This is a genomic window from Ectothiorhodospira shaposhnikovii, assembly GCF_047222355.1.
Lineage (GTDB): Bacteria > Pseudomonadota > Gammaproteobacteria > Ectothiorhodospirales > Ectothiorhodospiraceae > Ectothiorhodospira.
In genome coordinates this window covers 1,931,477-1,950,434 of sequence record NZ_CP178333.1, presented here as the reverse complement: position 1 = coordinate 1,950,434, position 18,958 = coordinate 1,931,477, and the positions used below count along the sequence as shown (strand labels likewise).

The 18,958-nt window shown below is 64.1% G+C and carries 16 protein-coding genes and 1 pseudogene; 11 read left to right on the top strand and 6 right to left on the bottom strand.

The window, feature by feature from the left end; translation table 11 throughout:
* Positions 1–32 precede the first annotated feature (32 nt).
* On the top strand, positions 33–1,022 hold the full coding sequence (locus ACLF6L_RS08900) for a hypothetical protein (protein WP_412851470.1): 990 nt from the start codon (positions 33–35) through the stop codon (positions 1,020–1,022).
* On the opposite strand, the gene ACLF6L_RS08895 is transcribed toward ACLF6L_RS08900, so the two are convergent.
* The 3 genes from ACLF6L_RS08895 to ACLF6L_RS08885 all read right to left on the bottom strand — a co-directional run bounded on the left by ACLF6L_RS08895 (position 1,019) and on the right by ACLF6L_RS08885 (position 4,100).
* Positions 1,019–2,308: a tyrosine-type recombinase/integrase gene (locus ACLF6L_RS08895; RefSeq protein WP_412851469.1), complete on the bottom strand. Its 1,290-nt coding sequence runs from the start codon at positions 2,306–2,308 to the stop codon at positions 1,019–1,021. The two genes, ACLF6L_RS08900 and ACLF6L_RS08895, sit on opposite strands and share 4 nt — an antisense overlap.
* A gap of 239 nt (positions 2,309–2,547) precedes the next feature.
* The gene (locus tag ACLF6L_RS08890) at positions 2,548–3,435 is read right to left on the bottom strand and encodes a flagella assembly protein FlgT middle domain-containing protein (RefSeq protein ID WP_412851468.1); all 888 of its coding nucleotides are present in this window, start codon (positions 3,433–3,435) and stop codon (positions 2,548–2,550) included.
* A 14-nt stretch (positions 3,436–3,449) separates the two neighbouring features.
* Positions 3,450–4,100, bottom strand: a complete 651-nt coding sequence (locus ACLF6L_RS08885; RefSeq protein ID WP_238618086.1) for an LPP20 family lipoprotein — start codon at positions 4,098–4,100, stop codon at positions 3,450–3,452.
* Between the two features lie 437 nt (positions 4,101–4,537).
* On the opposite strand from ACLF6L_RS08885, the gene ACLF6L_RS08880 reads away from it, so the two are divergent.
* Positions 4,538–6,190, top strand: a complete 1,653-nt coding sequence (locus ACLF6L_RS08880) for a penicillin-binding protein activator (RefSeq protein ID WP_412851467.1) — start codon at positions 4,538–4,540, stop codon at positions 6,188–6,190.
* An 84-nt stretch (positions 6,191–6,274) separates the two neighbouring features.
* Here the strand turns inward: ACLF6L_RS08880 and ACLF6L_RS08875 are convergent, their stop codons facing one another.
* From ACLF6L_RS08875 to iscB, 3 genes and pseudogenes are all read right to left on the bottom strand, one after another.
* Positions 6,275–6,439 (bottom strand): hypothetical protein, encoded by a 165-nt coding sequence (locus tag ACLF6L_RS08875; RefSeq protein WP_412851466.1) that lies wholly within the window; start codon positions 6,437–6,439, stop codon positions 6,275–6,277.
* Positions 6,440–6,707: 268 nt separating this feature from the next.
* Positions 6,708–6,887 (bottom strand): annotated as a pseudogene (locus tag ACLF6L_RS08870) (hypothetical protein); the annotation flags it as partial.
* A gap of 162 nt (positions 6,888–7,049) precedes the next feature.
* Complete coding sequence (gene iscB, locus ACLF6L_RS08865) at positions 7,050–8,387, bottom strand: RNA-guided endonuclease IscB (RefSeq protein WP_412851465.1); 1,338 nt, start codon at positions 8,385–8,387, stop codon at positions 7,050–7,052.
* 434 nt (positions 8,388–8,821) lie between these two features.
* Here iscB and ACLF6L_RS08860 point away from each other — a divergent pair, with 434 nt between their 5' ends.
* From ACLF6L_RS08860 to fliI, 9 genes are all read left to right on the top strand, one after another.
* Positions 8,822–10,312 (top strand): protein adenylyltransferase SelO, encoded by a 1,491-nt coding sequence (locus ACLF6L_RS08860; RefSeq protein WP_412852770.1) that lies wholly within the window; start codon positions 8,822–8,824, stop codon positions 10,310–10,312.
* A gap of 63 nt (positions 10,313–10,375) precedes the next feature.
* On the top strand, positions 10,376–10,948 hold the full coding sequence (locus tag ACLF6L_RS08855; RefSeq protein ID WP_008931543.1) for a PilZ domain-containing protein: 573 nt from the start codon (positions 10,376–10,378) through the stop codon (positions 10,946–10,948).
* Positions 10,949–11,145: 197 nt separating this feature from the next.
* Complete coding sequence (locus ACLF6L_RS08850) at positions 11,146–12,516, top strand: sigma-54 dependent transcriptional regulator (RefSeq protein WP_412852768.1); 1,371 nt, start codon at positions 11,146–11,148, stop codon at positions 12,514–12,516.
* A gap of 154 nt (positions 12,517–12,670) precedes the next feature.
* Positions 12,671–13,696 (top strand): sigma-54 interaction domain-containing protein, encoded by a 1,026-nt coding sequence (locus ACLF6L_RS08845; protein WP_276315714.1) that lies wholly within the window; start codon positions 12,671–12,673, stop codon positions 13,694–13,696.
* A 47-nt stretch (positions 13,697–13,743) separates the two neighbouring features.
* Entirely contained in the window at positions 13,744–14,067 is a 324-nt protein-coding gene (gene fliE, locus ACLF6L_RS08840) for a flagellar hook-basal body complex protein FliE (RefSeq protein ID WP_412851464.1), read from the top strand.
* Positions 14,068–14,086: 19 nt separating this feature from the next.
* Complete coding sequence (gene fliF, locus ACLF6L_RS08835; protein ID WP_238618075.1) at positions 14,087–15,748, top strand: flagellar basal-body MS-ring/collar protein FliF; 1,662 nt, start codon at positions 14,087–14,089, stop codon at positions 15,746–15,748.
* A complete protein-coding gene (gene fliG / locus ACLF6L_RS08830; protein WP_412852767.1) occupies positions 15,732–16,745 on the top strand; it encodes a flagellar motor switch protein FliG in 1,014 nt (337 codons plus the stop codon). Before fliF ends, fliG begins: the two co-directional genes overlap by 17 nt.
* A gap of 18 nt (positions 16,746–16,763) precedes the next feature.
* Positions 16,764–17,528: a flagellar assembly protein FliH gene (locus ACLF6L_RS08825; protein WP_238618073.1), complete on the top strand. Its 765-nt coding sequence runs from the start codon at positions 16,764–16,766 to the stop codon at positions 17,526–17,528.
* Positions 17,521–18,942 (top strand): flagellar protein export ATPase FliI, encoded by a 1,422-nt coding sequence (fliI, locus tag ACLF6L_RS08820; protein WP_238618072.1) that lies wholly within the window; start codon positions 17,521–17,523, stop codon positions 18,940–18,942. Before ACLF6L_RS08825 ends, fliI begins: the two co-directional genes overlap by 8 nt.
* The last annotated feature ends 16 nt before the right edge of the window (positions 18,943–18,958 follow it).

The following is an 18,958-nucleotide window of genomic DNA, read 5'->3' as shown; positions in this document are numbered from 1 at the left end:
CCGGCTGAGTATGGAAGCCCGGAACCCTTGTCATGAATACTGAACCCGCCGCCCGCGCCAGCCGCACCACCAGCCGCAAGCCTATCGCCACTCTGGGCACCGCGCCCGCTGTCAAGCCCAAGACGGCAAAGAACCCCGTTGTCATCTACGCCTTCCACTGCACCGAGGGCAGCCGGGGCGTGTACGTCGGGAAGCACGAAGTCCGGAAGGGCGACCCGCGCCAGTGGTCAAGCTCGGGTGTCGGGAAGCTGCCCAGCGGCTACGGTGGATCGGGCAACTGGGTGAAGAACGCCCGCGCCAAGTACGGGGACGATGCCTTCCGCTGGTTCGTGCTGGAGGTGGTGGAGCCTGGGCAGGACTACGCGAACGCCGAGGCCCGCGCCGTTGCAGCGGCACGGGAGGAGTTCGGGGAAGGGTGCAAGAACATCCAGAACGGCGGGGATGGGTACGACGGCGAGGCGAGCCGGAAGCTGTGGGAAAACCCAGCCCACCAGGCGCTCATCAGCGAGTCGATGAGTCGAGCCTGGGGAGATCCAGAGTACCGGGCACGCATCCGCGAGGCGAGCCAGCAGGCCTGGGAAGATCCGGCGTACCGGGCGCGAGCCACTGAGCAGAACAAGCTGAACGCCCGAGCTGCCTGGGGAGATCCGGATTTCCGCGAGCGCATGAACGCCCGCCGGAGTGGGCTCCAGAAGCGCCTCGCCGCCGCCACCAAGCGCCGCGACTGGGGCCAGCAGCCCCTGCCGCTTGACAACCTGTGCCTGGAAGCCTTCGACCAGCCCAGGAACCCGCTGCCCTGTGTTGTGCCCAAGGAGCCGCGCTCCGAGGCCTTGGGAACCGTTCTAGAAGCTCTACGCCAGCACCCCGAGGGGCTTACCGTGCCAGCGCTTTGCTCCCTCCTAGATCGTCCCGAGACCGGCTCTGGCGGAGTGCGTGACGCGCTAAGCGACCTTCGCAAACACCACCAACCCATCCTGAACGAGGGTGGTATCTTCGTCCTCCTGGGCGAAGGCTCCTACTAGCCCGCCCGCCGAGCCGCCTCCAGCGACACGACGTTCCGCCCCGCTCGGGCGAAGATGTAGTCCTCCACCCGCTGGGCCGCCCGCCGCAGGGCGTCGCCCATGGCGGAACTGTGCAGGTAGGTTCCCGTCGCCCCGTCCACGATGACGTGATTTAGGATGAGCTTGATCTCGTAGGGGTTGAGGCCCGCCGCCGTCGCGCAAGACGCCCACGAGTGCCTTATCGCATGGGGATTCACGAGACCCTGCCCACGCACCGCCGCCTGGGTAAGGTGGCCCTTGCTGGAGAAGTGGCTGGGGAAGAGCCAGGGGTAGTTCGGCCCGAACACGGCCCGGTTATCTTCCACCTGGGCGCGCAGAAGCGCCAGCAGCCTGTTGCCCAGAGGGAGGTCGAACGCCCTCTTGGGGCCGCCCTTGGGGTCGGGGATGTGGATGAAGCCCTTTTCCCAATTGACATGCTCCACGCGGGCCGCTTCTGCCGCACCCTTGCGGCAGCCTGTCAGCGCCAGGAAGTAGTAGAAGGAGCGGGTGACAGGGTTCCTGAGACCGTCCACCGTGTCGAAGAACTTCGCCCAGTCCGTGACCACCAGCGTCCGACGACGCTCCTCGTTGAAATCCACGGCATCCGTCGGGCAGGGCGGAAGGTTCCGCATCTTCCGGGCCGCGCTGCGATACACCGCCCTGACTAGCCTCATCGTCTGGTTCGCCGCCACTGGGCCGTGGTCGCGGGTGATGTCCCGGTGGAGTCTATCGACGCCGAGAGGGTCGTCTCCCACCTCGCGGAGGGGGCGGCCCACCCAGTCCCGCAGGTATCGCTGGGTGAGCTTCTGGTAGCCCGAGATGGTACTGGGCCGCCTGCCCTTGCGCTGGCAGACTTCCACGTATGCGTCGATGGCGTCGCCCAGGGTGAAGGTCGGGGCGGGCGCTGGCGCTGACTGGGCTTGTGCCACCCCCTGGGCGTTCGGGTCGATGCCTGCCCGGAGCTGGTTGATGACCTCCTGGGCCTTCGCCCGGACGGCTTCGATGGACAGGAAGTCTCTGACATCGCCCAGGCGAACGCGGCGGGTTCCCAGCTTGACCCGGCGGCCCTGGGTGTCACGTTCCTCGGAGTACAGGTCGCGCTGGACTGCGAACGACTTGGAGTTCGCATTCACGACAACCATCAGCCCAGGGACGAGGGTGTCCCGGACTGAGTACGACAGGACGCGCCCGGTGGTTGGGTGGCGCTCGGCGTGCGGCAGGTTCTCAACAAAACGGATTGTTAGTTTGGTAGGTGCGTACCTTGACATGATTGGGCTCCTCGCAGTTGGCTGGACAGGGGGCGAACCGCCTGCGCACCGTCTGCGCCTCGGACTAGGTATGCCCCTGGATGCCAAATTGTTGGACTACCCGACTATCTCGCCAATCATTTTATTGAGATGCGGAGCCTAAATGCCTCGAAATGCTGCCAAATGATGGCAAAATGTGAATTTAAAATCCCTCGGCTTTGGCCGTGCCGGTTCGAGTCCGGCTCCGGGCACCATAATGATCAATCGAAAGCCCGATCTCCCGGTGGGCAGGCCAGCAGGCCGCTGATTTCCTGACTGAGCCGGTCCAGCACCCAGTCGAAGGCTTCTCCGTAGCGTGATTCATAAAAACGCCGGCTGCCGAAGGCCACCGGCGTGGGGTAGAGTACGTCGCCCTTGGCTTCACGGGCCGCTCGGCGCTGCAGGAGCAGTTCTCCGGTGTCACCGGCAAACACGTAGATTTCCACTTCACTGCGACGAAGGTAGGTGTTGCGGATGAGGCCGACGTTTTCATAGCCGATGTCGATGATCACCCCGGCCAGCAGGTAGTTGACCTCCATCTCCTGGGCCAGGCGTCGTGCCCGTTCGCGGATCTCCGGTGCGTGGGGATTGGGTAGTCCGTTCAGGGGTTCCAGCAGCCGACGATGTTCCGCTCGCCGTGGCGGTGTTCCCGTACGGATGGAAAGGCGGTGAAGAATTTCATTGGGTACCCCGGGTTCGATGCCGTTGAGACTGCTGGTGAGCTGCTGATGGGGTTGCAGAAGTGGGAAGTGGACGGCGCCCATCCGGGCATCCGGGTCACCGCACAGGGCCTGTGCGGCGTCCACCCGGATGCGGACATGGTAGATGTCCCCTTCCTGCCATTCCCCGACAATGTCATACCGTGAAATGCGGGCCGCGGTGTCCAGGCGGGTATCGTCCTGGATCACCGCGGCCTCACCTACCTGGGATCGTCCCCTCACCGTGATGCCCAGCTGGGCAGAGGCGTTCCATAGGGCGTCTTCCAGGGCATCCCGCCGGGCTTCGGTGATCGATCTTCCGGCCGAGGACGCCACGCCCTCGGCAAAGATCACGTCAGCCAGCACTGCACCGGGCAGACAGAGCAGGGCCAGCAGCAAGAGCACCTTCACGGCGAACCTCCCGGTCAACGGGGATAGTAATGGTAAGGTGCATTGTAACCGCCGGGGCCGTAATCACAGTAGGATCCGGCGCAGTGTTGCCAGTAGGGGCGCGGGGCGGCCCGGCGGATGGGGGCGCAGCCCCAGGCACCGCACTGGTTGGGTACGACGGCAGGGTGATAAGGCGCCGCCGGAGCCACATAAGCCGGGCTTCTGACCGGCGCGCCCACCGGCACCATGCAGGTTTGCGGCTGGGTGACACAACTGTAGAACTGGCGGCCGACGGTGAGCTCCAGGACAGTCTCGTAGATGTCGTCATCGGCAAGGATGACATCCACCACCCGGGCACCGGTGACCTTGGCATTGACATAGGTTCGGATCTGGTCATGGCGTGCCGCCATGTCCCTGACGGTGGAGCTGCCTTCCAGGTTGATGCCGTAGACACTTTCGGCCAGATTGCGATAGGCATCCAGGCGGCTGGCGCGCATGGCATTGAGCTTGAGTTGTGCCTGGGTCTGATGGACGCTGGGTGTCACGGCGCCGTAGCCGCTGACCCGAATGACCCGGTCTTCATAGTGTCCATGGTAGACGACGGGAGGATGTGCGTAGTGCTGTGCGCAGGCGGAAGTGACGAACGAGAGTATGAGCACGAGCAACAGCAGACTCATTTTTTTCATTTTTATCTCCTTGAGATGGAACCAGCCTTAGTTATTCCTGCAGTGTCCCATCGATCTGCCGACATGACCTCGCCGCGGCCATGCCTCAGCCTATACCCGGGCACTTCGTGGGATATCCGATGAATGTCCCCTTCATTGAACGTATCGGCCGGGGGCATGGAACTCTTTAGGAATATTCCGACCCTGTCTCCGGCCGTTATTCCCCGGCGTCACTCCCGTATTTATCAGCCGTCACTCCCGCGAAAGCGGGAGTCCATGGGGGCACCGTGACTGGATTCCCGCGTTCGCGGGAATGACGGGGCCGGGGAGGTGTTGGGTCTGACGGATGATGTGGGGATCCCCGCGTTCGCGGGAATGACGGGTTCGGAACATCCATGGCCGGGTCAAGAAAATGAGGGGGAAGCCGACACAGGGGGATATCCGCTCATGGATTCACCATGGAAATTCGATCATCGAAGGGTCAGGTCATGATGCGCAGTGGCGTTGTGTCGGGGCGATGCACCCATCTGCCAGGGTTGCATGGTTTGCTCCTCGGTCTTTGCCTGTTGCTGGTGACGGCGTTCATGCCCGCGCTGGCCGGTGATGATGACCGGCTCCAGGCGGCCAGGATGGCACTGGAGCAGCAGGATCCCCTGCAGGCATTGCGTCATCTGCCGCTGGAATCCCATCGTCTGTCCACGACCCTGGCGCTGCAGTCCTTGGCCATCCGTGCCCAGGCCGAGGCGGCGTTGGGACGTCATCTGGATGCGATCACCACCTGGAATCGTGCCCATGCCCTGGCGGAGGATGCCGCTTCGCAGGCATGGGCACGGCAGCAACTGATGCACTGGCTGCAAGGGCTGGATACCGCTGAATTACGGGCCCTGAGAAGCCGGGCATCCAGCCCGGATACGGTGAATCGTCTGGATGAGGCATTGCGCTCACGGGGGATCGAGCCGCCCTCTGCAGTGCGGGTGGCCTTGGTGCCCACACGGCCGGTCGCGCCGTCTTCGACCGGCTCCCTGCCTGGCACGGTCACCGGTGCGGGAACATCGATTTCACAGCGGACGGGCATGGCGGGCAGCGGCTCGCCGCCGCGCCGGATCGCGGTCATCCTGCCCCTGACCGGGCGTTACGGCAGTGTCGCCCGCGGCATCCTGCAGGGGATTGAGGCGGCCCACGAGGACGCCGGCGTCGCCTCGTCCGTCGTGTTGCGTGTCCACGATATGGGTGAGGATGCCGGCGATGTACTGCGTCATTACGAGGAAGCCGTGCGCGAGGGGGCGGATCTGGTCATCGGCCCCTTGTCCCGGGAGGCCGTGGACCGGCTGGCTGCTCGTCCCGGCGCGTTGCCAGTGCCGGTGCTGGCCCTGAATCATGGGGAAGGACGCAGGCAGTATCCGGCGCATTTTTTCCGTTTCGGCCTCAATCCCGAGGATGAAGCGGTCGAAGCGGCCCAGCGGGCCTTTGCCCAGGGGCACCGACGGGCGGTGGTGATGGTGCCGCGCACGGATCTGGGCGAGCGGCTGCAGGTCGCCTTTCGTGCCCGGTTTGAAGCCCTGGGCGGGGAAGTGCGATCAGTGCAGACCTTTCCCCATCAGGCCACGGACTTTGGCGATGTGATCCGTGCCGGTGTGATGGAGGACGGACAGGGGCGCGGGCGTCGGGATGTGGACATGGTGTTCATCTCCGGCGAACCCCGTCATGCCCGGCTGATCGTGCCCCAGTTGCGTTTCCATCAGGCGGGTGATCTGCCGGTGTTTGCCACCTCCCACGTCTTCTCCGGGCGTATGGATCCGGGTGTGGACCGGGATATGGAGGGTGTGCTGGTGGCCGACATGCCCTGGTTGCTTGGCCAGACCGGTCCCCGGGCCGGCCTGGAGACATCGCTGGATGCCTCCCTGCAGCGATGGCCGCGCATGGGGGCCTTTGGCTATGATGCCTATCGGCTGGGGATGCGGCTGGGCACTTTGCAACAGGGAGGCGGGGAGCGTCTCCATGGTCTGACGGGCACCCTGACCGTGGATGATCAGGGGCGGGTACACCGGACGCCGGAGTGGGCCCGGTTTGTGGATGGTAGCCCCCGGGTGATTTCGGGCTGGCGGCAGTGAGGGATTGGCCCCGGGTTTTGTCTGGCGACTCTGGTTTTCAGTCCTGGCCGAGATCGGTTTCGGTTGTGTCGGGCGGGGGATATGTTACTGATGGTTCGGCTGAAACACCCCCTGTGTCAGACCCCGCAGGGCCTCCTGGAGGACGGCCGGGGCGATCTTGCAGCCGCAGCCGTCGCCGTGGGAGAGGGTGGTGAGAGGGATGTGGTCGGTGTCGGACAACTCGCGGACGATGGCTTCCAGTTCGGCCACTGCCTCCCGGTGGAAATAGTGTCATGGGCGATGCGGCAGACCTGCCCCATGGCGGTGAGCCGCTGCATCAGGGCCCGGATGTGGGTCTCATCCCGGGACAGGGCGCGGGCAATATCCCGCACCCGGGCGGGTCCCCAGGGATCCAGGATCAGGCCGCCCCCCAGATTGCGGCGGCAGGAAACGGTCTTCCGGTGTGTCGGTGATGCGACTGACCACTTCGGGGGTATAGCGATCGAAGTGGGTCTTCATCATCTGGTAGACGCAGCGGGGGTTGGGCCTCGGCCGCGTTGCCGCCCATGATGAGGATCAGGTCGGCATTTTTGATGTCGACCCAGTGATTGGTCATTGCACCTCTGCCGAACGTCGGGGCCAGACTGGCCACCGTCGGGGCGTGTCAGATGCGTGCCTGGGTATCCACCGCCGTCATGCCGTAGGCACGGGCGGTCTTGGCGGTCTTGAACTGGCGCACCGAAGCCTGCAGCTCGGTGGGGGAGAAGCCCATGACCGCCAGGCTGGATGATCCCAGCCCGACGCCGCAGAGCTTCATCATTTTGGGCGAGAAACCCCGTCCTTCAGGGCGGGGAGGGATAGCGCATCGTGCACAGCACGATCACGCGGCCCTGGTCGCGTCCTCCAGTGCCGGTTTGGGTTGGAAGGTATAGCCGTAGCCATCGGCTCTTTGAAGCAGGCGGCAATGGCGGTGTGAAATGCCCTGAACCACACCCTCTCGGGTCTGGATATTGAAACTGCCGGTGGCGCGGATGGCCACCCGGCCCTGGTAAGTGCCGGCCTTTTTACCAGTCGGTACGTTGGCCTGAACCAGATCCCCGGTCTGAAAGCCTTTCACCTGTTTTTGCCGCATCAGGTAGCCACGGGGGAAGCCAAAACGGTTGAGCCGTGTGCGCTGATAACTGCCCCGACCCGTGGCCCGCACCGTCAAGGTGGGCACGTTCCAGTGGGTAACGGCGGTGACTGGCCCGACACAGGCCGCATCCAGGGCGTGGGTCTTGGGGATGCCCAACCGCTGTCGGTTGTATTGGGTGCGGCCACCGCTACTGGTGATCACGGGCAGGTCCGTGGTCTGAAGCTGTTGAAACAGTGCCCAGCGGGTGCTGTTGACGGCGGCGGCATCCTTGAGGGGGGCCTTGGCCTGGGCCTGGGCCTTGATCCGTTGCAGGCGCTTGGGGTTGTCGGCCATAAACACTTCCACAGGCTGATTCCCCTTGGCCTGATTGCAATCATGACAGGCCAGGGTCAGATTGCTGACCCGATCCGAGCCGCCCCGACTTTTGGGGTGAATATGGTCGATCTCCAGGGGCACGTTCCTGGCGCCGCAATAGGCGCAGCACCGTTGCCACTTCTCCAACAGGTATTCCCTCACCTCATAGCCCTGCAAGGTGCCCTGTTGATACGCCACGCCACTGATCTCGGGGTTTTCCATGGCCTGCATATCAAATCGGACCTGTTCCATGGTGATCCCCGTCACCGGGGCCAGTCGGCACCATCGGTTCACCCAGGCCATCGTGGTGTCTACCCGATGTTGCAGACTGGGGGCCAGCCGGCCTTGGGGCCGGGTCCGGTTGTCGAACCGGGGCGCCCGGTGACGTAACTGATTCCGGCGCCGCCGACGAAAGGCCCGGCGCTGGGTCAAATTTTCACTGATCTGTTGGCCCCGATGCTCGATCTCCATCAATATCAACACCTGCTGCTCCTCTGGATCAGTATCGTCTTCGCGTATCACCGTGACTCCGGTGGTCTTGCTGCCGGGGTCAATCTTGATCTGGATCGGTTGCAGGACGGATTCTTCCACCGTGCGATCCTTGAGCCGGATGGTGAACGGACGCATCCGGTGGACCACGGCCCGGCCCCGCTCCAATAGCAACCGTGCCCGTTTCTCCGAGCAGGGCATCAGGGGCTTTTTCCTCTTGTCCAGTACCAAAACCGCCATCTAAAATGCTCTCAAAACAGAACCCTTACGGGTCCGGTGACGTGGGGCTTGCGCCCCATCTCCCCTCGGGAATGTCTGCAACCGGCTCCCGCTTTCGCGGCGACTGGAACCTTCGGCGTTTTACCTTTCGCCAGCATGATCCCACTCTTCCAGAGCGGCGGACTGAGGCAGCATCCGCCGGTGGGTCTTGACGACCTGTTGCAAACGTAGCGGGTTTTCACCGCTCTCCCTGGTCAACCCAGCCTGCTTTCACAAGCTCCGGCCTTCAGGCCGGGGTAGTTGACTTTTGTAATAGGTATATAAGCTAGAGCGTAGACCCGGAATTGAGTATGGTCAATATTCCTTGCCGCCGTCGGCGCGAACCCCGACGGCGGCGCGTGGTCGGATTGCTGTGGCGGTGTGCCCGCCGGCCCAATGAAGGAGGTTTGAACCCTGTGTCCCCGGTGCCTGATCCGATCCCGTTTTCCAACACCTATGCCCGCCTGCCGGAGACCTTCCATGTCCGGCTTGACCCGGATCCGGTGCCTGCCCCCTCCCTGATCGAACTCAATCACGACCTGTGTCGGGAGCTGGGCATCGATCCCCTGTCCCTGACGCCGGAAGTCTGGGCCCAGGTGTTTGCGGGTAACCGCGTACTGCCCGGCTCGGAGCCTCTGGCCATGGCCTATGCCGGCCATCAGTTCGGGCATTTCGTGCCCCGGTTGGGGGATGGGCGGGCCATCCTGCTGGGGGAAGTGGTGGATGTGCGGGGGCAGCGTCGGGATATCCAGCTCAAGGGATCGGGCCGTACCCCGTTTTCCCGGGGAGGCGATGGCCGTGCCGCCCTCGGTCCGGTGTTGCGTGAGTATCTGGTCAGCGAGGCCATGCATGCCCTGGGCATCCCTTCGACCCGGGCCCTGGCCGCCGTCTCCACCGGAGAACCGGTGCTGCGGGAAACGGTCCTGCCGGGGGCTGTGCTGACCCGGGTGGCGGCCAGTCATGTGCGGGTGGGGACATTTCAGTATTTCGCCATGCGTGGCGATCGGGCGGCGCTGGGGCAACTGGCGGACCATGTCGCGGATCGTCATTACCCCTGGACCCGTGAGGCGGACCAGCCCGGCCTGGCCTTGCTGGAGGCCATCGTGGAAGCCCAGGCAAGGCTGGTGGCCCTGTGGATGGGGGTGGGGTTTATCCACGGGGTGATGAACACGGACAACATGGCCGTGTCCGGACAGACCATCGATTTCGGTCCTTGCGCCTTCATGGACGTCTATCATCCGGATCAGGTCTTCAGTGCCATCGATAGCCGGGGGCGTTATGCCTATGCCAATCAGCCGGCCATGGCCCAGTGGAATCTGGCCCGATTGGCCGAGACATTGCTGCCGTTGATCGGCTCCGACGAAAATCAGGCGCTGGAATCGGCCACGGATCTGGTAAATTCCTTCTCCGAACGGTTTGCGCGTCACTGGATTGACGTGATGGGCCTCAAGCTGGGGCTGAGCACGGCCGATAAGGGGGACATTGCCCTGATTCAGGGGTTGCTGCAGGCCATGCAGCAGGGCCAGGCGGATTTCACCCTGTGTTTTCGTCATCTGTGTGATGCGGCCGAGGACGAGGGGCAGGATGAGCCGGTTCGTCGCCTGTTCACGCAGCCCGAGGCCTTCGATGCCTGGGCGCGGCAGTGGCGGTCACGCCTGCGCCGGGAGGGAGCGATGTCTCCCGGGGCGAGGGCCGCGCGCATGCGACGGATCAACCCGGCCTGTATTCCCCGCAATCATCGGGTGGAACAGGTGATTGCGGCGGCCGTGGAGGCGGGGGATTTCGGGCCTTTTCGGCGGTTGCTCAAGGTGGCGCGCAATCCCTGGGCACTGGCGGAGGACGACCAGGCCTATGCCCGGCCTCCGGACCCGGCGGAGCGGGTGTACCAGACTTTCTGCGGTACTTGATCGGGGCGGATCCGGGATATCCGGGTTTTGCCTGTCACTTTGCGGTTATGCTGAAATGAGATCATGACGACAGACGATCCCTTCAAGGATGTGCTGGTGATCAGGGATCGACTCCCCCTGGCGATGGAACCGGTGGACGGGATTCCTCCGGCTGAAGAGCTGGCCCGGATCAATGAAGCCAATGAAAGCCTGCTCCGGGTCTGCGCAGGCATGGATGATGTTCAGCCGCGACGGATCGATGACGCCGGTGAGGTGACCCAGGAACTGCTCAGAATCGAGTCGAAGGTCAACCTGCTGGTGGAAATGGTGAGTCTGTTGCTGCATGCCCATGCGCGGATTCCACCGCCGGTTCCTTTGCGGATTTCCGCCGAAGGCCTGGGCTGGGTCCAGCCGGAGTCCCTGCCGCCCGGGCAGGCCCTGTGCCTGAGCTTTTATCTGTGTCCCCAGTTTCCCCGGCCGCTGACGCTGTATGCCCGGGTGACCTCGTGCGAGGCCGCGGAATCGGGCTATGATCTGAGCGTGCTGTTCCAGGGAATGAGTCCGGCACTCGAAGACGGCATTCAGAAAATGGTGTTCCGGCGCCATCGACGCAGCATCGCCCAGAGCCGGTCCAGGCGTGATGAAACCCCGAACTGAACGGGTCGGGACGGCGGCGCAGGTCAACTGAGCCTTTTCAAAAAGCGGTTATTGTTTCGGACCCATGGAACGGTCCAGGGCGTATATTTATGACACTTCAAGACCCATTATCGACAACCGAAGACGCGGACGGACAGCCTCCACTGTTGCCCGATGTCGTCCTGGTGGTGGCTGGGGATGCCCGGCGCGCCGAACGCATGGAAACCATCCTGGACTTTCTGGGCTGTCGTCCACGGGTGATGTCGCCACGGGAGTGCGGCGCTCATCTGCGGGAGCAGACCCGGGGGGACTGGCTGGCGATCCTGGTCAGCGGTTGCGCCGTGGCGCATGGGGCCGAGCTGGTGGAACCCCTGTCGGCGCTTGATGGATTGCCCCCACTGATCCTGGCGGGTGCCGCCGAGGAATTTTCATCCCTGCCGGATGCGATGCATCCCCGGGTGCTGGGTCGCCTGGACTTCCCCCTGCGTTATCCCGCCTTGTCGGGCAGTCTGCAGACGGCGCGTCATCTGGTGGTCAACGGGGTCTCGCCGGACAAGGTCCGGCATCAGGCGCTCTACCATTCCCTGGTGGGGTATCACCGGACCATGCAGCGTATCCGTGAGCTGATCCAGCAGGTGGCGATGACCGATGCCAATGTGCTGATTCTGGGCGAGACCGGGACCGGCAAGGAGGTGGTGGCCCGCAATGTTCACCAGTGCTCGTCCCGTGGCGGCAAGCCCTTCGTGGCGGTGAACTGTGGCGCCATTCCCGGAGAATTGCTGGAAAGCGAGCTGTTCGGTCATGAAAAGGGGGCCTTCACCGGCGCCATCACCGCCCGTCCCGGTCGCTTCGAGCTGGCCCAGGGCGGCACCCTGTTCCTGGACGAGATCGGTGACATGCCGCTGCCCATGCAGGTGAAGATCCTGCGGGTACTGCAGGAACGTACTTTCGAGCGTGTGGGCAGCACCAAGACGCTGACCACCGATGCACGCATCATTGCCGCCACCCATCGGGATCTGGAGGTGGCGATCCAGGAAGGCACCTTCCGGGAAGATCTGTATTATCGACTCAATGTATTCCCCATCGAGGTACCGCCGCTGCGGGATCGGCTCAGGGACCTGCCCTTGCTGATCGATGAGCTGGTGACCCGGATGGAGGCCGAGGGACGCTCCGGGGTGCGGTTTTCTCCCGCTGCCCTGCGGGTACTGTCCCGTTATGACTGGCCCGGCAACGTTCGTGAGCTGGCCAACCTGGTGGAACGTCTCTCCATCATGTTTCCGGGAGAAACCGTGTCGCCTGATGACCTGCCCGGCAAATTCAGGGCCGGTCTGAGTGAACAGGATCTGCAGACCATCAGTGCGGCCGAGGTCGATGCTCCCGTCACCCTGGAGGCCGGGTTGCCCGAGTCCGGGCTGGATCTCAAGGAGTACATCAGCGATCTGGAGACCCACCTGATCCGGCAGGCCCTTGATCGCTCCGACGGGGTGGTGGCCCATGCCGCCAAGTTACTGGGCATGCGCCGGACCACGCTGGTGGAAAAGATGCGGAAATACGGCGTCCAGCGGGATGATATGACGACGGAATCCTGACGCAGTTCTGTTTTTTGTTTTTAAGTATCTGTTTTTAATTGTTTTTATTTTCTGGCACGTTACCTGCTTCTGGAAGGTTGCAGGCCACTCCATCGCCGGTGTTACGTCACCGCCGGGAGGGCCGACAACCGGACCACATTTCGGAGCAGGTGAGATGACCCAGGCAACACTTCTGACAATGGACCCTTCCGGCGGGGCCTTCGAGCTGGTCGCGGAGGACCCGCGGAGCCGGGAACTGGTGGAGCTTGCGCGTCGTGTTGCCGCCTCGGAAGCGACCGTGATGCTCAACGGCGAGTCGGGGGTGGGCAAGGAAGTCTATGCCAGATTCATTCATGCCCACTCTCCCCGCGCCGACGGTCCCTTCGTGGCGGTCAACTGCGCAGCCATTCCCGAAAACATGCTGGAAGCCATGCTCTTCGGTCATGAGCGGGGGGCATTCACGGGGGCCTATGAATCCCGTCCCGGCAAGTTCGAGCTGGCGGAAGGGGGGACCCTGCTGCTGGACGAGATCTCCGAGATGGATCTCTCCCTGCAGGCGAAACTGCTGCGTGTGCTGCAGGAGCGGGAGGTGGAGAGGCTCGGCGGACGGCGTCCCATGCAGATGGATGTCCGGGTGCTGGCCACGTCCAACCGCAATCTCATGCAGGCGGTGGCGGAGGGCAAGTTCCGCGAGGACCTGTTCTACCGGCTCAATGTCTTCCCCCTGGTCATTCCCCCGCTCCGGGAGCGTCCCGGCGACATCCTGCCCCTGGCCCGACGACTGATCTATATCCACGGTCGCGCCATCGACCAGGCCAATCTCACCACCGCCGCCGCGGCACGGCTGATGGATCACACCTGGCCGGGCAACGTGCGCGAGCTGGACAACGTCATCCAGCGGGCCATGATCCTGCGCGACGGAGAGGAACTGGATGCCGCCTCCATCCAGTTCGAGGCCATGGGGAAGGTCGATGCCGCGCCCCATGCTTCTCTCCATGCCCCTGTCTCGGAGCCGACGTCCGCCGCCACCCAGCGCCTGGGTGACAGGCTGAGGTCCCGGGAAGAACAACTGATTCTGGATGCTCTCAGGGTGGAAGAGGGCAGCCGCAAGGACGCCGCCGCCCGTCTGGGCATCAGCCCGCGCACCCTGCGCTACAAGCTGGCCAGACTGCGCGATGCCGGCGTGACCATTCCCTATTGACATGCATTGATGCTTGGTCCGCCGATGCGGGCCGGGAGGGTATCGAGATGAGTGACATGCAGATCAACCAAGTGCTTCAGCAGATGCGCGTGCTGGCGGCCAGTGCCGGTCTGGAAGGCCCCAAGGTCGCGGTGCCGCAACCGGCGCAGCCCAATTTTGCCGCGGCGCTGAAGCAATCCATGGACAAGGTGAACAGTGCCCAGCAGAAGGGCAATCAGCTGGCCACCCGGTTCGAGATGGGGGACCCTGACGTGGATCTGGCCCAGGTGATGATCGCCACGCAAAAGGCCAGCATCTCCTTCGAGGCCACCATGCAGGTGCGCAATCGTCTGGTGTCCGCCTATCAGGACATCATGAACATGCAGGTGTAGGTCCTTTTAAGGAAGCATCATGGCCACTTCACTGACCACGACGTTCAATCAGCAGATGCAGGGTTTCACCAGTCTGCCCCGGCAGAGCCAGGTCGGCTTGCTGGTCGGGGTGGCGGCGGTGGTCGCTCTGGTGGCGAGTCTGTTCCTGTGGGTCACCCGGCCATCTTATGCCGTGCTCTTCCCCGGGTTGGGAGAACGGGAGTCGGCTCAGGTGATGGAGGCACTGGGGCGTCAGGGCATCAACTACCGGATCGACCCCATGACCGGCGCCCTGACGGTGCCCGCGGGACGGGTGCATGAAGCCCGCCTGCAGATGGCGACGGAAGGATTGCCGCGCACGGGGGGATTCGGTTTCGAGCTGATGGAACAGGATCAGGGGATCGGAACCAGTCGCCTGGTGGAGACGGCCCGTTATCACCGTGCCCTGGAAGGAGAACTGGCCCGTTCGGTATCGACCCTGGCCAGCGTGGAGACGGCTCGGGTGCATCTGGCCATGCCCCGGGAAACCGTGTTCGTGCGTGACCGCACCAAGCCCAGTGCCTCGGTGCTGGTCAATCTCCACCCCGGCAGGACGCTGACGGAACGTCAGGTGGCCGGCATTGTCCATCTGGTTTCGTCCAGCATTCCCGATCTGGAGCCGGAGCGGGTGACCGTGGTGGATCAGCGAGGTCAGTTGCTGACCCCCAGGGACGAGGATGAGGGCATGAATCTCTCCACCCGTAACCTGGAATTCACCCGCCGCATGGAAGAGAGCTATGTCCGACGCATCATGGATATCGTCTCGCCCATTGTCGGACCCGACGGGGTGCGCGCCCAGGTGTCCGCCGACCTGGATTTTTCCCGCATCGAACGCACGATCGAGAACTATGACCCCGAACTCACGGCCCTGCGCAGCGAGCAACTTGCGGAGGAGGAATCCCGCGGCAGTCTGGGCATGATGGGTATCCCCGGTGCCCTGACCAATCAGCCGCCCGCGGGTGGCGTGCTCGATGCCGAAGGGGAGGGTGTGCTGGGGCCTGATGCCGCCGCCATGCCCGGCTCCAGCAGTCGCCGCATGACCCGTAATTACGAAGTGGATCGCACCATCAGCCACGTCCGCGAGGCGCCCGGTACCGTGCGTCGCCTGTCGGTGGCGGTGGTACTGGATTTCCGTGAACAGTTGAATGAGGATGGGGAGATGGTGCGCGAGCCCATCCCCCAGGAAGAACTGCAGCGCATCGAGAACCTGGTGCGCGAGGCGGTGGGCTTTGATGCCCGTCGCGGCGACAGTGTCAATGTCATGAACGCCCCGTTCCGCGCCGTGGCCGAGCCTGATCCCTTCCCCGCGCCGGTGATCTGGCAGGAGCCCTGGGCTCAGGATCTGGCAAGAATGGCGCTGGTGGCACTGGTGGCCCTGCTGCTGATCCTCCTGGTGGTCCGTCCCATGCTCAAGGGACTGGCCGCCAAGGGTGCGCCGGAAACGGAGGAAGAAGCGGAGGAGCGCAAGCGCCTGGAAGGTGAAGGGCTGGGAGAAGATCAACTCAGCCTGACCCACGAGGGCGCCGGTGAACCTCAGGCCCTGCCGGGTAAGAAGCCGGCAAGCTATGAAGAAAATCTGCAGCGGGTGCGCGAACTGATCAAGGAAGATCCCAAACTGGTGGCTCAAGTGGTGAAGAACTGGGTGGCTGAAGATGGATCCTAAGAGCAAACTGTCCGGGCCCGACCGGGCCGCGGTTTTCCTGATGAGCCTGGGCGAGGAATCGGCCGCCCAGGTCCTCAAGCACATGGGTCCCAAGGAAGTGCAGCGGATCGGGACCGCCATGGCCTCCCTGTCCAATGTCTCCAAGAAGGAGGTGGGAGAGGTGCTGGATGACTTCATCGCCGTAGTGGAGGAGCAGACCGCGCTGGGCATGGGGTCGGACGAGTACATCCGCAGCGTGCTCACCTCCGCCCTGGGCAAGGACAAGGCGGACGGGGTGATCGACCGGATCCTGCTGGGACGCAACTCCAAGGGGCTTGAATCCCTGAAGTGGATGGACCCCCGCGCCGTGGCCGAGGTCATCCGGCTGGAACATCCGCAGATCATCGCCATCGTCCTGTCCTACCTGGATCCGGACCATGCCGCCGCCGTGCTGTCCTTCCTGCCGGATCGTACCCAGCCGGACATTCTGATGCGCATTGCCACCCTGGATGGAGTACAGCCGGCGGCACTGATGGAACTGGACGAGATCCTGGAACGTCAGTTTGCCGGCAACCTGAACGTCAAGTCCTCGTCGGTGGGCGGCGTGAAGAGTGCCGCCAACATCCTCAATTTCATGGACTCCACCAAGGAAGGCATGATCATGGACAAGGTCCGGGATCTGGACGAGGGCCTGGGGCAGAAGATCCAGGATCTCATGTTCGTGTTCGCCAACCTGGTGGATGTGGACGATCGCGGTATCCAGTCCCTGTTGCGGGAGGTGTCCACCGACTCCCTGGTTCTGGCCCTCAAGGGTGCCGACGACGCGGTCAAGGACAAGATCCTCCGGAACATGTCCAAGCGCGCCGCCGAGATGCTGCAGGACGACCTGGAGGCGAAGGGGCCGGTGCGTCTGAGCGAGGTGGAGGTCGCGCAGAAGGAAATCCTGAGCATCGCCCGGCGCATGGCCGAGTCCGGCGAGATCGTGCTCGGCAACAAGGGCGCCGAGCAGATGGTCTAGTCCGGACGGAGACACTGAATGATCGAACGCATTATCACATCGGAAAAGGGGACTGGTGCCAGGCGCTGGGAACTGCCCGATATCCATGCGCCCCTGGCGGATCAGGCATCTGATCCCGAACCGTCGGCGCCGGAGACAGAGGCGGAAGACGAGGCGCTGGATTCGGCGCCCGGTTTGCCCACCGCCGACCGCATCATGGACATCGAGCGCCAGGCCCGTGAAGAAGGCCTGCGGGCGGGACAGGAGGAGGGGCGCCGACTGGGGCTGGAGCAGGGTCGCAAGGAAGGATTTGCCAAGGGACAGGCGGATGGCCTGAAGGCCGCGGAGGCTGCCGTGAAGGAGCGCCTGGCGCTGCTGGACCATCTGATCCAGGGGCTTGAGCAGCCCTATGCGGCGCTGGATGCCGCAGTGGAGGACGAACTGGTGCAACTGGCCATGGCGGTAGCCCGCCAGCTGGTCCGCCGCGAGTTGAAGACCGACCCCGGGGCGATCGTCGCGGTGCTCAGGGAGGCCCTGGAAGCCCTGCCCAGCGCCGAACGCAAGCTGCATCTGCACCTGCATCCGGATGACAGCAAGCTGGTCCGGGAAACCCTGCGGCTGGATGATCTGGAACGTCCCTGGTCCATTGTCGAAGATCCCACTCTCAGTCGCGGCGGGGTGCGGGTGATCACCGAAACATCACGGGTGGATGCCACCCTGGAATCCCGTCTGAATGCCGTCATTGCCTCGGTATGGGGCGGGGAGCGCAGCACCGATCAGGGGGGAGGCGGCGGCGATGACTGACACCCGCCGGTTGCCGCCCGCGCTCCGTCCCGACGTGCGTTCCAGCCTGCTGGCGGAGACACTGGCCCGGTATCGGGCACGGGCGGCCCGTGCCCAACCGGTTGTCGCGGAGGGGCGTCTGGTCCGGATGGTGGGCCTGACGTTGGAGGCGGAAGGTTGTCAGGCCTCCATCGGTGGGCGCTGCCGGGTCATCAGTGCCGGCGGCCACGAGGTGGAGGCGGAAGTGGTGGGTTTTTCCGCGGAACGTACCTTCCTGATGCCGGTGGGCGACGTCAGTGGCCTGACGCCGGGCGCCCGGGTGATTCCCACCCGTCATGCCCGCGACACCCAGGTGGGTGACGCCTTGCTGGGGCGGGTCCTGGACGGTTCCGGGCGGCCGCTGGATGGTCGCCCCGCGCCCCAGTGCGATGCGCATGTCTCCCTTAACGGTCGCAGCATCAACCCCCTGGCCAGGCGCCCCATCCACGAACCCCTGGACGTGGGAGTCAGGGCCATCAACGGCTTGTTGACGGTGGGCCGGGGTCAGCGCATGGGGCTGTTCGCCGGTAGCGGCGTGGGCAAGAGCGTGCTTCTTGGCATGATGACCCGTTACACCACGGCGGACATCACGGTGGTGGGCCTGATCGGGGAACGGGGCAGGGAAGTGAACGAATTCGTCCAGAACATCCTCGGTCCCGAGGGCATGGCGCGGGCCGTGGTGGTGGCGGTGCCGGCGGATCATCCTCCCCTGATGCGTCTGCATGGCGCCATGCTGGCCACCAGCATTGCGGAATACTTCCGCGACAAGGGGCATGACGTATTGTTGCTGATGGATTCCCTGACCCGGTTTGCCCAGGCCCAGCGGGAGATCTCCCTGGCCATCGGCGAGCCGCCGGCGACCAAGGGGTATACCCCGTCGGTCTTTGCCAAGTTGCCCCAACTGGTGGAACGGGCCGGAAACGGGGATCAGGGTAGTGGGTCCATCACGGCTTTCTATACGGTGCTGGCCGAAGGGGACGACACCAATGATCCCATTGCCGACGCCGCCCGGGCGATCCTTGACGGCCATGTGGTCCTGTCGCGACGGATTGCCGACACGGGACGGTATCCGGCCATCGATATCGAGGCCTCCGTGTCACGGGTGATGAACGAGATCGTGGACCCCGGGCATATCCAGGCCGCCCGCCGCTTCAAACAACTGTATTCCCACTATCAGCAGAATCGGGATCTCATCAGCGTGGGTGCCTATCAGCGCGGTGCCGATCCTCGGGTGGACGAGGCCGTTGCCATGCAGCCCAGGCTGGAACAGTACCTGCAGCAGGACATGCGCCAGTCGGTGACGTTCAAGGACAGCCTGAAGGCACTGGATGGACTGATGGAACCGCCGCCACCCCCGACCGGCGGTGACGAGCGGGGCAGGCAGCTGATCCGTTGATGGGCTGTAACCAGAG

Excerpts from the sequence above, each read along its gene's own strand:
- fliI (WP_238618072.1), top strand. The coding sequence starts at position 17,521 with ATGACTGACACCCGCCGGTTGCCGCCCGCGCTCCGTCCCGACGTGCGT.
- ACLF6L_RS08895 (WP_412851469.1), bottom strand. The coding sequence starts at position 2,308 with ATGTCAAGGTACGCACCTACCAAACTAACAATCCGTTTTGTTGAGAAC.
- ACLF6L_RS08850 (WP_412852768.1), top strand. The coding sequence starts at position 11,146 with ATGGAAACCATCCTGGACTTTCTGGGCTGTCGTCCACGGGTGATGTCG.
- fliF (WP_238618075.1), top strand. The coding sequence starts at position 14,087 with ATGGCCACTTCACTGACCACGACGTTCAATCAGCAGATGCAGGGTTTC.
- ACLF6L_RS08855 (WP_008931543.1), top strand. The coding sequence starts at position 10,376 with ATGACGACAGACGATCCCTTCAAGGATGTGCTGGTGATCAGGGATCGA.
- ACLF6L_RS08845 (WP_276315714.1), top strand. The coding sequence starts at position 12,671 with ATGACCCAGGCAACACTTCTGACAATGGACCCTTCCGGCGGGGCCTTC.
- iscB (WP_412851465.1), bottom strand. The coding sequence starts at position 8,387 with ATGGCGGTTTTGGTACTGGACAAGAGGAAAAAGCCCCTGATGCCCTGC.
- ACLF6L_RS08825 (WP_238618073.1), top strand. The coding sequence starts at position 16,764 with ATGATCGAACGCATTATCACATCGGAAAAGGGGACTGGTGCCAGGCGC.
- ACLF6L_RS08900 (WP_412851470.1), top strand. The coding sequence starts at position 33 with ATGAATACTGAACCCGCCGCCCGCGCCAGCCGCACCACCAGCCGCAAG.
- fliE (WP_412851464.1), top strand. The coding sequence starts at position 13,744 with ATGAGTGACATGCAGATCAACCAAGTGCTTCAGCAGATGCGCGTGCTG.
- ACLF6L_RS08880 (WP_412851467.1), top strand. The coding sequence starts at position 4,538 with ATGGAAATTCGATCATCGAAGGGTCAGGTCATGATGCGCAGTGGCGTT.
- ACLF6L_RS08885 (WP_238618086.1), bottom strand. The coding sequence starts at position 4,100 with ATGAAAAAAATGAGTCTGCTGTTGCTCGTGCTCATACTCTCGTTCGTC.